Origin of the sequence: Scytonema sp. HK-05 (assembly GCF_963872035.1) — a bacterium.
In the GTDB taxonomy this organism is placed as follows: Bacteria; Cyanobacteriota; Cyanobacteriia; order Cyanobacteriales; family Nostocaceae; genus Kalymmatonema.
This window is the reverse complement of sequence record NZ_CAWMYC010000038.1, coordinates 1-14,245: the sequence shown is the minus strand read 5'-3', so window position 1 is coordinate 14,245 and position 14,245 is coordinate 1. Positions and strand designations below refer to the sequence as shown.

General features: G+C 47.9%; 11 protein-coding genes and 2 pseudogenes. 8 read left to right on the top strand and 5 right to left on the bottom strand.

Annotated features, from left to right (window positions below):
- The first annotated feature begins 265 nt into the window (after positions 1 to 265).
- Genes AACT52_RS07070 through AACT52_RS07055 form a run of 4 tightly spaced genes read left to right on the top strand, consistent with a single transcriptional unit; the run spans position 266 to position 4,831 of the window.
- Positions 266 to 1,267: an ABC transporter substrate-binding protein gene (locus AACT52_RS07070; protein WP_073636406.1), complete on the top strand. Its 1,002-nt coding sequence runs from the start codon at positions 266 to 268 to the stop codon at positions 1,265 to 1,267.
- A gap of 56 nt (positions 1,268 to 1,323) precedes the next feature.
- Positions 1,324 to 2,898: a sugar ABC transporter ATP-binding protein gene (locus AACT52_RS07065; protein ID WP_073636405.1), complete on the top strand. Its 1,575-nt coding sequence runs from the start codon at positions 1,324 to 1,326 to the stop codon at positions 2,896 to 2,898.
- Positions 2,870 to 3,838: an ABC transporter permease gene (locus AACT52_RS07060; RefSeq protein WP_073636404.1), complete on the top strand. Its 969-nt coding sequence runs from the start codon at positions 2,870 to 2,872 to the stop codon at positions 3,836 to 3,838. The genes AACT52_RS07065 and AACT52_RS07060 overlap by 29 nt, the downstream gene beginning before the upstream one ends.
- A 6-nt stretch (positions 3,839 to 3,844) precedes the next feature.
- Positions 3,845 to 4,831 carry an ABC transporter permease gene (locus AACT52_RS07055; protein WP_073636403.1) on the top strand — a complete coding sequence of 329 codons (987 nt, stop codon included), beginning with the start codon at positions 3,845 to 3,847 and terminating at the stop codon, positions 4,829 to 4,831.
- Positions 4,832 to 4,960: 129 nt separating this feature from the next.
- Here AACT52_RS07055 and AACT52_RS07050 read toward each other — a convergent pair whose 3' ends face one another.
- From AACT52_RS07050 to AACT52_RS07035, 4 genes and pseudogenes are all read right to left on the bottom strand, one after another.
- Positions 4,961 to 6,712 carry an RluA family pseudouridine synthase gene (locus AACT52_RS07050; RefSeq protein ID WP_073636402.1) on the bottom strand — a complete coding sequence of 584 codons (1,752 nt, stop codon included), beginning with the start codon at positions 6,710 to 6,712 and terminating at the stop codon, positions 4,961 to 4,963.
- Between the two features lie 172 nt (positions 6,713 to 6,884).
- Entirely contained in the window at positions 6,885 to 8,228 is a 1,344-nt protein-coding gene (locus AACT52_RS07045) for a TMEM143 family protein (RefSeq protein ID WP_073636401.1), read from the bottom strand.
- Positions 8,229 to 8,451: 223 nt separating this feature from the next.
- Positions 8,452 to 9,714, bottom strand: a complete 1,263-nt coding sequence (locus tag AACT52_RS07040; RefSeq protein WP_073636400.1) for an RNA-guided endonuclease InsQ/TnpB family protein — start codon at positions 9,712 to 9,714, stop codon at positions 8,452 to 8,454.
- Positions 9,715 to 10,266: 552 nt separating this feature from the next.
- A pseudogene (locus AACT52_RS07035) lies at positions 10,267 to 11,357 on the bottom strand (RNA-guided endonuclease InsQ/TnpB family protein).
- A gap of 59 nt (positions 11,358 to 11,416) precedes the next feature.
- Between AACT52_RS07035 and AACT52_RS07030 the strand changes: the two are divergent.
- From AACT52_RS07030 to AACT52_RS07020, 3 genes are all read left to right on the top strand, one after another.
- Positions 11,417 to 11,602 carry a hypothetical protein gene (locus AACT52_RS07030; protein ID WP_073636399.1) on the top strand — a complete coding sequence of 62 codons (186 nt, stop codon included), beginning with the start codon at positions 11,417 to 11,419 and terminating at the stop codon, positions 11,600 to 11,602.
- Positions 11,603 to 11,702: 100 nt separating this feature from the next.
- A complete protein-coding gene (locus tag AACT52_RS07025; RefSeq protein ID WP_073636407.1) occupies positions 11,703 to 11,996 on the top strand; it encodes a DUF433 domain-containing protein in 294 nt (97 codons plus the stop codon).
- The gene (locus tag AACT52_RS07020) at positions 11,993 to 12,370 is read left to right on the top strand and encodes a DUF5615 family PIN-like protein (RefSeq protein ID WP_073636398.1); all 378 of its coding nucleotides are present in this window, start codon (positions 11,993 to 11,995) and stop codon (positions 12,368 to 12,370) included. Before AACT52_RS07025 ends, AACT52_RS07020 begins: the two co-directional genes overlap by 4 nt.
- Positions 12,371 to 12,548: 178 nt before the next feature.
- On the opposite strand, the gene AACT52_RS07015 is transcribed toward AACT52_RS07020, so the two are convergent.
- Positions 12,549 to 14,027: a transposase gene (locus AACT52_RS07015; RefSeq protein ID WP_233154240.1), complete on the bottom strand. Its 1,479-nt coding sequence runs from the start codon at positions 14,025 to 14,027 to the stop codon at positions 12,549 to 12,551.
- On the opposite strand from AACT52_RS07015, the pseudogene AACT52_RS07010 reads away from it, so the two are divergent.
- Positions 14,026 to 14,193, top strand: a pseudogene (locus AACT52_RS07010) (IS66 family transposase); the annotation flags it as partial. The gene AACT52_RS07015 and the pseudogene AACT52_RS07010 overlap by 2 nt on opposite strands.
- Between the last annotated feature and the right edge of the window lie 52 nt (positions 14,194 to 14,245).

Below are 14,245 nucleotides of genomic sequence, written 5' to 3'. Positions count from 1 at the left end.
GTGATTTGAGGAAGCCCACACTATACCGCTTACGGTTAGTGTGGGAGGATGTCACTACGATTGGGAGCTTGTTTGCGTCGTAATTCTTTTTCTGTGAAAGTTTTGTTTCGAGATAAGCTCTAAGTAGCGCTAAGTACAAGATTGCACAAGTTCGTAGCGTTATAGTTCGTAGTTGCGCTAAGCGCGAAGACAGCGCAACTACAAGCCCTTATTGCGATACGAATTTATGAAATGCAGTACTAAGACACGATGGATAGGAACGGCTATGAAAAATCAAACCTGTGTTGGATGCTCAGGTGTCCGAGTTTATATATCAAGGTTCCTGGTATTTAGCGCCTACGTTGCAATTACCGTCGCGGCTTTCTCGCTGTCCGGCTGTATGCGCGAGAAAACGAAAAAGATTGTCGGATTTTCGCAGACGGAGAACATCGGCCCGTGGCGCGTCGCCGAAACGAATAGCATCAAGGACGAAGCCGCCAAGCGTAAGGAAATTTACGATTTCCTGATGACGGACGCCCAGGGGCAGACGTCGAAGCAGTTCGCCGACATCGAGGATCTGATCGCACGGCAAGTTGACGCCATATTCCTCGCGCCACGCGAGTATGAGGGCCTCACGCCCGCTCTCGAAGCGGCGAGAGCGGCAAAAATACCGGTGTTTCTCATTGATCGTGAAGCTGCGGGAAAACCGGGCGAGCACTTCGTCAGCTTTCTCGGGTCGGATTTCATCGCGCAAGGCCGCCGCGTTGGCGAATGGCTGGCGCAGGCGACCAACGGCAAGGCGTCAATCGTGGAGCTCACCGGAACGGCAGGCTCGTCGGTCGCAATCGATCGCGCTAAGGGGTTTCGCGACGCCATCGGCAGTTATCCCAACATGAAGATCATCGCCACGCAGACGGCGGATTTTTCGCGGGCTGCAGCTCAGCGCGTAATGGAAAACATCATCCAGGCCAAGGGCTCCGACATCACCGCAGTGTATGCTCACAACGACGAAATGGCATTGGGTGCCATTCAGGCTCTCAAGTCCTATGGCATGAAGCCCGGCAAGGATGTAATGGTCGGTTCAATCGATGGTCAGAAAGCCGCGCTCGAGGCGATTATTCGCGGTGAGCTGGGCGTGAGTGTCGAGTCAAACCCGCGTTTTGGGCCACTTGTTTTCGCCACAATGGAGAAGTATTTTGCTGGCGAGAAAATTCCTCCTAAAATCATTCTCAAGGACAGACTCTTCGACGTGACCAACGCCAAGGATTTCGTGCATGAAGCATACTAGTAGTTACTGTCCTAAAATAAAGAAAAGAAGGACGGGGTTTCTACCCAGAATTTTCGATGAACCAGGCGACTCGAAGTGTCCTGCGCATGACGGACATAAAGAAAAGTTTTTCCGGCGTGCCAGCGCTCTGGGGCGTCGATTTTGAACTGAAGGCAGGCGAGATCCATGCGCTGGTCGGTGAAAACGGCGCTGGCAAATCGACGCTCATCAAAATCATGACGGGAGCGTATCGACGGGACTCGGGCGTCATAGAGTACGACCAAAGCAGCGTTGCATTTCAGAATCCGACCGAAGCGCAGGCGGTAGGCATCGTAGCCGTCTACCAGGAGATCCAGCTGGTGGATTTCCGAACCGTTGCCGAGAATATTTTTCTTGGCAGAGAGCCGCATCGCCTCGGCATCATCGATAGACGGCGCATGAACATCGGGGCAGCTGAGATCCTGGAGCGCTTGGGGTTGCATATCGACCCGCGCTCGGTGGTTGGTTCGCTCAATATTGCCCATCGCCAGATGGTGGCGATCGCGCGGGCTATATCCTTTGATGCACGGGTGCTCATCCTCGATGAACCCACAAGCTCGCTTACGGAAACCGAGGTATCTGTTCTTTTTGACGTTATGCGTAGACTCAAGTCGGAAGGAACGTCGATTGTTTACGTCAGCCACCGTTTTGAAGAACTCTACGCCGTGTGCGATCGCGTGACGGTCCTGCGTGATGGGCGTAACATCGTGACGCAGTCGCTGACCACGCTCAATCGCCTAGATCTCGTTTGTCATATGCTGGGGCGCAAGCCCTCGGAGGTGAGCAAAGGAGTCACGGCGTTCGCGGGACGACCGCAAAACGCGGCAGGTCAGCCAGTGCTCCTGCAGGCGGAAGCTCTCAAATATCAGAACCGGCTCAACGGCGTCTCAATTGAAGTGCGGCATGGCGAAATTGTTGGGCTTGCGGGTTTGCTCGGCTCTGGTCGCAGCGAAACGGCGCGCGCTCTGTTTGGGGCTGAACCACTTGACAATGGAACCGTAAAACTCGAAGGTAGCCTTCTCTCCCTGAGTGATCCCCATGACGCCATCGACGCGGGGATGGCTTTCCTCTCAGAAGACCGCAAGGCGGACGGGATCATCCCTGAGCTTTCGGTGCGCGAAAACCTCACGCTCGCCGCCCTACCAGCCCTGACGCAATGGGGCATCGTTTCCAGGAAACGACAGGGCGAGCTCGTCGCCCGTTTCATGCAGCGTCTTGGCATCAAGGCGGCGAGCGCCGAGCAGAAGATCCACGAACTCTCGGGCGGCAATCAGCAGAAGGTCCTTCTCGCGCGATGGCTGTGCAAGAATACGAAACTTCTTCTCCTCGACGAGCCGACTCGCGGTATCGACGTTGGTGCAAAAAGCGAGATCCAAAGGCTCATTGCCGAACTGGCGGAGCAAGGGCTTGGGGTTCTCATGATTTCATCAGAAGTGGAAGAGCTCGTTGAAGGCTCACAGCGTGTCGTCGTCCTGCGTGACGGGCGGTCAGTCGCCCAACTCAGCGGCGAGCAGAAGAACATAAAGGCAATTTTGCATGCCATGGCGGAAGGCGCAGATCCTAGGGGAGCCGTCGGTGGACAGTATGAAACACAGCAAGACGCAAATGAATAGCAAGAAGCGTGGTTTGGGTTGGGGAACCCTGTGGAACCCAAACTTCGGCGCACCTGCGGCGCTCCTCATTCTCTATGTTGCGAACGCCGTCTTTACTCCGCGTTTCGCTACAGTGAGCAACACCCTAAATATGTTGCTCCAGGTGTCTACGACGATGATCGTTGCCGTCGGGATGACGTTCGCTATTGCTTCACGTGGCATCGACCTCACGGTCGGCTCCACCATGGCATTGGTTTCAGTCATTGTGGCATTGCTTATCAATCACGGGATGGCGATCGCCATCTCGGTCGCCTTGGGGAGCGCCCTGTTGATTGGCCTTGTCAACGGCTTTCTCATCTCACGTCTGAAACTTGAGCCCCTGATCACCACCTTGGCGGCTCTGATCATGTGGCGTGGCGTCGCTCAGGTCGTCGGGGACGGTCAGCTCGTTCCCTTTGCCCATTCCACGTTTGAAGCGCTCGGAAAGGGCTATCTCGGGTCCATCCCGATTCAGGTTGTGATTGCGCTCGTCGTCATTGTGGGAGCTTTCTTCTGTATCCGCTCTACGCTTTTCGGGCGTCATATCGTTGCAGTTGGCGGCAACGAGGAGGCCGCACGGCTTGCGGGCATCCGTGCGGAGCGTGTGAAATACATCGTCTATATAATTACCGCCCTGCTTGCTGGGCTTGCCGGGCTCATCGAGACGGCGAGGCTCAGCATGGCCGATCCCAGCAAGGTCGGTGTCAACGCGGAATTCGATGCCATCGCGGCTGTTGTTGTTGGCGGCACACCCTTCTCCGGTGGCCGCGCGAATGTGCTCGGAACTGTTGTCGGAGCCCTCATCATGCAGGTGATCTCCACCAGCTTCAATATGCTCCTCATTCCGTTCACCTGGTCATTGGTTTTAAAATCGGTAATTATTCTTTTCGCTGTTTTTTTACAGCGTCCTAAGGAGGTCTAACGCGTCATGGCTGCCACAAGGTCTCTTGCGCTTGCGGGTATGCAGCTCTCGAGGCGTCTCGCGAGACTCCTCACCTCGCAGGGCGCGCTGCTTTTGCTGTTTAGTTTGGCTCTGTTCGCATCGTTTCGTTATCAAACCTTCCTGACGCCTCTTAACCTCATGAACATCATGCGACAGAACAGCATGCTCGCGATCGTGGCTCTGGGCATGACCGTCGTGATCCTGAGCGGGGGAATTGATCTCTCGGTGGGTGCCCTCGTTGCTCTAGGCGGCGTCGTCGCAGCAATGCTCGCTCCTCAGGGAAGCCTCATGGCAATCGTCGGCGGCATTGCAAGCACCACCTTGTTCGGTGTGGTAAACGGTCTTCTCGTGTCCCGCGCGAGGCTCCAGCCGTTCGTTGTTACGTTATTCACCGCGAGCGCTGCACGCGGGCTTGCCCTGAGCATCACCGAGGAGAAGTCAATTGCCGTATCATCAGCAGCCTCAGGACTTGTTTGGCTGGGCAGGGGGTTTATTGGTCCTGTCCCTGTCCCCGTGCTTATGGTTGCGCTCCTGTATTTCGCAGCCTGGTTCATGCTGCATAGGAGCCGATTAGGGTTGCACATATTCGCTGTCGGCGACAACGAGGAGGCCTCCCGGCTCATGGGCGTAAGCCCAGACCGGGTGAAGCTCGCAGTCTACACGATAAGCGGTCTGCTTTCAGGGCTTGCTGGTGTCGTTCTCGCGGGTCGTCTAGGGGCGGGTCAGCCAGTGGCCGCCTTTGGCTGGGAGACGGATGCGATCGCCGCTGCCGTCATGGGAGGAACGTTTCTCGGAGGGGGGCAGGGGAGCGTGTTTCCGACGCTTGTCGGTGTCCTTCTGCTGGGAATGATGTACAACCTTCTGAATCTCGAGGGGACCATTACCCCGTGGTGGCAGCTCGTGCTCCGGGGCGGCTTCTTGCTTCTGGTAGTGATTTTCCAGCAGCGCATCGCGCGGAGGATCCAATATTAGGGAAGCTGACATGGAGGGTTATGTTGCAAAAACTTGTGGAGGACATGAAAAGTCCATTGGTCGGTCAAGTTTTATGCAGCAACTTTAAATAATGTGGTAAGACATTTTACCACAACTAGAATTGATGCGTCAAAATGGTGTTTTTACCTGTAAATGAAGGGTTTCTCCTAACTGTGGATGCTCAAAAGAAAGTTCCCTTGCATGCAGATGTAACCGACTTGCAATTGCATGACATCCATAAAGGCGATCGCCCAAAATAGGTATACCAAGTCCTCTTGCATCAGCAGCATGAACTCTCAATTGATGGGTGCGTCCTGTTCGCGGCATAAACTCTACACGAGTGTTGTTTCCTTCTGTTGCTATCACCTGGAAGTGAGTTACGCTGGGTTTCCCATATTGCAAATTGACTTGCTGATAAGGGCGATTCTGAGGATCTCCCCACAGTGGCAGTTCAATCACACCTTTGTCAGTGGTTAGAGAACCGGAAAGTACCGCTTCATACACTTTGTGAACCTGCCGTTTTTGAAACTGCTCACTGAGTTGACGATAGGTATGCCTGTCACGAGCCAACAGAAGAATACCAGATGTTTCCTGATCCAAACGATGCACCGCAATAATCTCCATCCCATCTGGTGACAGTTGACGCAAACGACTGAGGACACTATCTTGGGTGTCGCGATAACGACCAGGTACTGAAAGTAGCCCTGCGGGTTTGTTGACAGCAATCAACCATTCGTCTTCATAAAGAATAGGTATTACCTCTCCCCAAACCCCTTTAGCAACAAAAGCTGCTCCTTGTCCCCCTCCTTGTAGGAGGGGGTTAGGGGGAGGTGAGGAGAGGCTTAAAACTCCCCCTTCCCTACGAGGGAAGGGGGTAGGGGGGTTAGGTCTCAATCCTGACAGCAGAAACCCCATTAATGGCTGACAGCGTTCTGCACAAGCTCCATAGAATTCTCCCTGGACTTTGTCCTGATTGCAGGACGACTTTCCCCACCAAAACTCTGCCATTGCCAATGGTTTTAGACTATGTGTTGCCGCATAATGCAGCAGCTTTGGCGCACAACAGTCTCCTGTTCCTGTGGGCATACCTTCTGGTATCAACTGCTGCAACGATAAAGATTGTCCTAAAAAATTCATCAGGGTGTAAGTAGCGTGCATCTGTGCCTGGAGTTGGCGGGACAGTTCTTTACGTCTCTGTTTCAGTTCACCCATCCGGGCATCTGCTGCTGCAATGAGGTGCTGAAGCGGCTGCAAGACTTCATCCCGTTGGCGTTTAAGTTGCCGTCGCTGAATTCCATGCTGACGACTTTCTTCGTCGAGTTGTTCCAACGCAACTATGAGCGCTTCTCCAATTAGCTTTTCGTAGCATATCTGACGTTTTTCGTGTCGTTGGTTTTTGCAATCTCGATGGCGATCGCTCATTTGTTGCAGGCGTAACTCAAACTCACTCCTAAGCGTTTCGTATTGCTGCCTTTGTGGAAGTTGCTTGAGGGTAATCAGTTCCTGCTTGATAGCGTCCAATTGCGCCAAAGTGCGGATTTCCTCTAATGCCACTTCGTCTCGTCCTGGAATGGGCGGTACCCAGCCCTCAGCCACGCTGTCACCATTCAGTAGCCCGGAGAAAGCTTTGAGTACCCGTTGTTCGCCAGTAGGCAGTTCCACTAGTAATACTCCATACATTTTGCCTTCAGAGGAATAACGGTCATCCGTGGCAAGATGTTGCATTAAAGCATGGGCGATCGCCTCAGACATTGGGGTGCGGGGTAGTCTCAGGAGTTCACTAGTTTGAGGACAACGCCCTTCATACCAATAGCTAACAGATAAGTCGCTGACAGCAGAATTGCAGTTTATGAAATCTGAAAGCGAGTGCAGAACTACCATATAAAGCTTCTAATCTGGCTTATATCAAGTCCGGTTGATTACTTATAATTCCTGCTTTACCTCACCCCAACCCTCTCCTTAGCAAGGAGAGGGTGCCGGAGGCGGGTGAGGTTCTTCGTTTTTACAACTGTTTATCCGGACATGATATTACTTAAACTTATCAGCAACTTTTCTATAAGGCTATCCCGTTATAAAGGAAGGCATTATCCCAAACATAATCAATCACTGCTCTGGCATCCTCCAAAGGTAGAACATGGCAAAATCCCTGGTTATCATAGCTTAATAAAGGCATTTCCGGGACAATATCTGCTTCTTCAGCATTTGTGATCACTTTGCCACGAATATCTTGCAGATTGTTTAACGGACCCTGGATATCGAAGTTAATCGTAATACCCAGCTTCCTTTCCATCCAAGTTTCGATGCGAGAGTCTAACTGTTTAGGATTCAACGGAGTCGGACTGGTAAGGAGATGGTAATATACCAGAATAATTTCCTTACACTCTTCTTCCTCAGCCATGTCGATGAGCATTTGAAAGACGCTGGCATTGTTGGCTAAATTTTTGAAGAAAAGTGTGTCAGTAACATCTTTTTGGAACTTGATTTTTTTGTTTTTGTAATTGGTGTATTGCTTGAAGGCAAATCCACCCAGGGCAATCCCCAAAGATAGCGTTGCTACTAGAATGGGCATGACATCTCGGATCTGCTCCTGTTCTACATCTAGCAATTCCACTAAAGATGATGCATTAAACACTAACGAAATTGCAGCTATGAGCAATAACAGATTCGGTAATGCTTTTAAGACGAGGGGAATTGCAGCCCCAATTGCAGGAATTCCAAATAACAGTCGATCTTTCCAAGTCATACTGGTAATAACATTCGGAAAGAGTAAGTCAATATCTAGTTTTGGAATATTCTTGTAGAAGTAAACATACATTTTACCAGGGGTAAAGTTCAACTCCTCTATCTTGACTTTTCTGGCACGAAAGTAAGCCGCTTCTTTGAACTTAATGAGTAAAACAATTCGTTCCAAAATATTAATCGTCTTTTCTTCCTGCCAAAAGAAGAACTTTTTCAGCGAAATTTTCTGGTCAATATCGCCTTGGTAATAGCAACAGAAACGCTCAAAGTCATCGAAATCAACCTGAGTTTTCAAATCAATCAGAGATTTCTTTCCCAATGCTCGTTGTACAATTGATTCAGGCAAAAGAATGTAATTCGCTCTTTCTAAAATGTGTTGAAATGCATCAACTACTTTTGACTCCATCTCGTCGTATTGGTCGAAGGTTGGTTGAGTGAGTGGTTGAACATCTGCATTGGGATTGAAGGGTACGTAGTTGTCTTTGATAATTTCCAGCGTTTTGTGAAAGCGAAAGTGGTAATACGCGGATAAGATTTGGCAGAAATCTTGAAACTTTTGAGCATCAGCGGCACTTAGCTGACCATCTTCCAGGCAAAGTTTGATAATATCGGTGCGACGGTAGGGAATGAACGCTTCTCGATTTTCATAAACTGCCATGATCTGAAATTAGTCGGAGTCCAACTCATAAGTTTGCGATCGCCTCTGCCAGACAAAAATCGCGATGGTTAAACATCATCTACCGATTTGGAGCTCAATGACTAGTATCTTGAGTAGGAACTTTAGCAAAAATTGTTGATTCAATACGGTGATTATTGGCAACGTATTGCATGAAACTTTGACGTACTCCCCGGCATAAATGCGCGGGGATTCTCGAATGATGTTACGAGGCGGACTGAAGTCGCGCCTCTCCACCCTTCTTCCTGCTTCTTTGACTCTTAACTAGACCGTTTCCCGTCCCCGTCAGATCGTCTCCACAGGCATTTTCTTCCAGGCTGCGTCCCAGCCCAGAGACCCCTCTATTACGGATCACTTGTGCGGCTGCTACGTCTCGATGAGTCGTGTAACCGCATTCCGGACAAGAATGAACCCTGTCCTTCAATTCCTTTTTTCCAGTATGAGTATCACATTGTGGGCATACTTGGGAGGTGTAGTATGCGCTCACCTTCTCAAAATACACTCCACGCTTCCAGCATACCCATTTCAGGATTTCGATAAATTGCCCAAATCCCGCATCTAACGTATGTTTGCCTAGCATTCCTTTAGCCCATGTCCGGAAGTCGATGTCTTCAACAAACATCATTCCAGCTTTATCACAAAGCTTATGAGCTAACTTGAAATGCCAGTCTTTGCGAGTATCAGAAATACGTTGATGCAATCGGGCAATCCTGCGATTGAGTTTATGTCGATTGCTCGACCCCTTCTTTTTGTGCTTCAATTTGCGTTGCAGCAATTTCAGCTTGCGATGCAATGAACTCAAAAACCGAGGACGTTCAACTAACTCTCCATCACTAGTTGCAGCAAACTTATCTAGACCCAAATCCAGTCCAACTGGATGACCAGAGGCGACTGGATTTGGTACGTTAACGTCAGATTCCAACGTCAACATCACAAAGTATCCAGAAGCCTTCCGAACTATTCGAGCTTGTTTTACGACGAACCCGTTAGGTATTTCACGAGACTTGACATACTCTAACCATCCCAACTGTGGCAGCTTGATTTGGTTACCTCTTAAAAACTGAGATTTCCCTAATTGAGGGTAAACAAATGACCGCATTCTGTATCGATTTTTAAAGCGAGGAAATCCCATTCCCTTACGCTTCATATCGATGAATGCGGTCTCTAGTTTTCTCAATACTTGCTGCAACACTTGAGCGTTGACTGTTTTAAGTTCTGGATACTGTTCTTTTGCCAGTGTTAAAGACTTGGCTTGATTGTTGTAAGTCGGATAAGCCTTTGAGGCTGGAATAATATATTCGGATGTTAATGAACAAGCGTTAATCTGACACGAACGAGACTTTAGCCAGTCTTTTCGCTCACGAAGAGCAAAATTCCAGACTTTGCGACATACTTCTAAAGTATGTTCAATGACTTGAATTTGCTCCTTTGTAGGCTTTGCTTTGTACTCGTAAGTTAAAGTTAACACTTGTTCATCACCTCCTACAAAATCATATCACATTTTGTAGAAGTTAAGAGATCGACAGAAACAAAGGGATAAATCCCTTTGCGTCGAGCTTCATCCCCTGGTTAAAAACACAGGGGTTCTCGCTCTCCCATTATGCTTTGATAGGCGATTGGGCTTTAGCCCACTGCGCTCGGCGCAATCGCCTTTACCAAAGGTGTGCGGGGTAGTCGCAGGAGTTCGCCCGTTTGACGACAACGCCCTTAATAGTCATAGCTGGCAGAGGAATTGCTGATAGCACAATTGCAGTCTATAAAATCTGAAAGCGGATACAGAACCATCATAGAAGGTATGGTTGGAAATCTAGTTGTTCTCCATATCTGATGACATCACGATTGTTGTTTCAACCGTTACATAACACCTACCCAAAGCTACCCATAACTAGACTTTTCTATCCTAGATAACTTGTACTAGCCGAGTTGCTTTGGGTTTCGTTTACTTCCTTGCTTCATCCTGGCAACGTCGGCGTTAACCAGTCCACAGGCTCAAACGGTCTAACTGACCGCGTTCTAGTTCCTAAAAGGAACCGCTTCGCTTCAAATTGATTGCTGCGTTCAAGTCGCGGTCAATGACAAAGCCACAATGACCACATTCAAATACTCGTTCATTCAGTCCGAGTGTTTCTTTCTTGGTTCCACAGTTAGAGCAAGTCTTGCTAGATGGGAACCATCGGTCAACCACAACCAACTTTGAACCATACAACTGACATTTGTAGGTCAATTGACGACGAAACTCAAAGAAAGACATATCAGCTATTGCTTTAGCCAGTTTATGATTAGCTAACATTCCTGATACGTTCAAATTCTCAATGACTACTGTGCCGTGGTTCAAGGCTCGCGCAGTGTTGTGAGTTTGTGCAAGGTATCTTTTCGGATGCTAGCTATCTTCATATGAAGTCTAGCTATTTGCATCTGTGCTTTTTTCCAATTAGCCGAACCGATAATTTTATGGCGGTTCAACCATTGCATTTTGGATAGTTTTTCTTCATATTTTTTGTAGAATTTAGCTCCTAGAATTACTTCACCAGTTGAGATTGTAGCGAGTGCTTTGACTCCAAGATCAACGCCTACAACGTCTGTGTTATGTGATTCTTGGATTTCTACATCGAATCTGAAACTAATAAACCATCTATCCGCTTGGCGAGATATTGTACAAGACTTAGTTAATACCTGTGGTAGTCGTTCATAAGTTTTGAGTACACCAATTACAGGTACTTGGATTTTGTTATTGCCCAGAATTTTGATTGTGCCTTCAAGCGTGAAAGAGTCACGTCTACCTTTTTTCTTGAACTTAGGAACGCCAGCAGTTTTGTTAAAGCAACGTTTCCAAGCTTCTCGCAAAGCTATTAATGCTTGTTGTGGCGTGCTTTTAGAACACTCGTAATACCATTCATTTTCAGACTTCACCAATACTACTAACCATTTGTGTAAGTCAATAGCGCTAGGAAATTTGATTTTAGAATCGGGATTTGTCTTGTTGTGGTCAAGTATCTGCTTTGTCAGCCCAAGACCCCAATTCCAAGCATGGCGAGCTACACCGCAATGTTTTGTTAATGCTATGCGCTGCGCCTTATTCAGTTTCAATTCTGTTTTAAAACCTAGCAGCATTGACTCGACCTCTTCATATCTGCTATATATTAGTCTACTGATATAGAGAACAATAGTCAATGCCTTTTCAGAAAAAACATAAACTTGGTGCTTTACCGTATGGAGATGAACCTTTAGACACTAAACCGATAAGCTTTAAAGGTCGAAAAGGACAGCTAGAAAAACTTAAAGCCGTCCCCAATTGGCAAGAACAGCTTAGAGATTTTGTTGACCAACTTATATCAAACCTACCCAATCAGGAGTAGTAGTGGGTAGTTTTGTCCAGGAATTAAGTTACAGTTTCTAACCCCTCTATGATAAGTGCTAGAGTTCTTAATTATGGGAGCAAAATTTAGCAAACGAGCTATGCAGACCATTACCGACATTGGTACGCTAATTGTCCGTACGCCGGGAACTTGCGGTGGTCGTCCCCGCATCGCCGAAACTCGCATTACGGTTCAGTACATCGTGAATGAGATTAAAGCAGGTGTCACGCCTGAAGAAATTTTGGAAGATAAACCGCACTTGACGCTAGCAGGGATTTATAGCGCTTTGGCGTACTATTATGCCAACAAAGAATCGCTTGACGCCGAATTTGCAGCCTACAACGAGGAATGTCGTCGCCTCGAAGCTGAGTATAAAGCAGGAAATCTGTCGTGAGCCGAATTCGTTTGTACTTGGATGAAGACACGATTAAAGGGGCGCTGATACAAGCTCTGCGAAATGCAGATTTGGATATCATTACAGTCGCGGATGCTGATAGATTAGGATATCCCGATGAAGAACAACTAATTTGGGCAGTTGAGCAAGGGCGAGTCATTTATAGCTTCAACATTAGGGATTTTTGCAGATTGCACGGTGAGTTTGTGGTTCAACAAAGATGTCATGCTGGCATCGTTCTCGCACCGCAACAACAATACTCGGTTGGACAGCAGTTACGCGGTTTGCTCAAATTAGCTGCTGATAAGTCAGCCAAGGAGATGGCGAACCAACTGGTGTTTCTGAACGCTTATATTGAGAAAACTATTACATGAATGAAAGAAAGTAGATTTAAAGAATATGTCTAATGCAGTTAAATTGAACCCTCTCCGGTCTAAAGACACGGAGAATCACGCCACATCCACGTCTAGCTTGTCGCCCTTCTTGGCTATCTGGCTAGAGATTAGTAGCTCGTTGGAGACCCGCTCCGAGGGTGAATCAGGCAGCCTGCTTTCAGACGCGCTTACGGGAATTGCGGGTTAAATAACGTTGATGTGCCTCCAACAAGACTGGTTCCAGCCTCAGATACTGCTCTCTCGCATCTTGCAACACCAACTGATTCTGATTAACTGACCTACTCAAAAAGGCGCTGAACAAATCGCGTTGATGTTCTGGAATACCCGTGACATCGCGGTGAACTCGTTGGGACAATGACTTTTTGATGCGACTACCATCCAAATGAGTTTGAGATAGCGCCGTCTTTTGAGTAGAGAACTTAATGAATTGCCCACCAGCACTTTCAGCCTTGCGAGCTAATTCTGATTGAACAAAACCCGGAGACTTGGCAGATATGGCTTTCCCATATCGCTTCTGCCAACCTCTTACTGAGACATTCTCAGTTTTTATATGCTTCCCATGTCTCAAAATCTCGTTGACGACACACCGATTTTGAGTCTTGGCATATGCTGTTTTACGACGTTCTAGTTCACGTTTCTTTTTTGCGGCGTTGCGGTAATTGTTGGACTTTTTCCATTGCTGCTTACCTTTCTTGGGTTTACCTTTTTTGACAACAGTTTTACGTCCAATGCTAGCTTCAAAGTTCTGCTCAAAGTTATTGGGATTATTGGCACGTTGAGAGCGTTGCATCTGCCGCTGCAACTTGGTTATTTCCTTGGAGAAAGTAGGAACACCTTCAGCAAATGGCAACAAATCAGCATGGTTATCTGCAACAAATGCAATATTGGAAACATTGAGGTCGAGACCAACTATCCCATCAGAAACATAGTTTTGCGGGTTTTGGTAAGGTTTACCTTCCAGAACAAGCTGCACGAACCATCTAGGCTTTCCTCCGAAGGTACGCCGGATGAGACGGCAGTACTTGACAGGACAGGAGAGACCATGCTGAACGACAACATTTTCGGTATCAATGATTGCTGAAAGTTCTAACCCACTCCAGACAACACGATTGTCTTTCCATCTAATACCTTGTTTGTTGGTCTTCCCTTCGACAGAGCGAAACCGAGATTCAACCTTGAACCGAACATCCTTCGCTTTGCCAAAAAGAACACGCTCAACAGCTTGAAACGCACGTGTTGCTAGTTTTTGTTGAACTTGAGCATCTATTTTTTGAGCAATCCACTTTGAGTCTTTAGCGGCTCTATTTGCGTAGGATTGTAAATCGTAATCGGCAAAGCGATATGCTTCACGTGCCGATTTAAAAGCATCGCTACGCGCTTTTTTCTGGTCACGAGATATTTTCCTTGCTGCCTGATATGCTACGGAAGTACGTACTAACTCCATCCGCGTTTTAGCTTCTCCAAGAACATTGTTGTACAGCCGCATAGCTGCGTTAAATCTTGCTTGTAGCTCTAAGTCCTGCTTGCTGTCTGTTTTTAATGGCAGTTCTAGAACGAACGATGGTTTTGTACTTCGGTAAGGATTCAGGTGGGGGTATTGACAAAGGAGACGCTTGAGGTAGAGTATCACAATCATGAACCAAGACCTGCCTGAAAAACTAGACCGGGAAAGTCTGTGCCAGCTGTCAAAAGAAGAACTGGTAGATATCATTATTGAACAGGCGATCGTAATCAAGCAGTTGCAAGGAACGATAACAGAACTCAAACAAGAGATACAGCGTCTTGTTGTAAGTAGAAACCTAGTGCAGGCTGGCAAAAATAACTGACCAGTGATAGATGTTGGCTTGAATACTG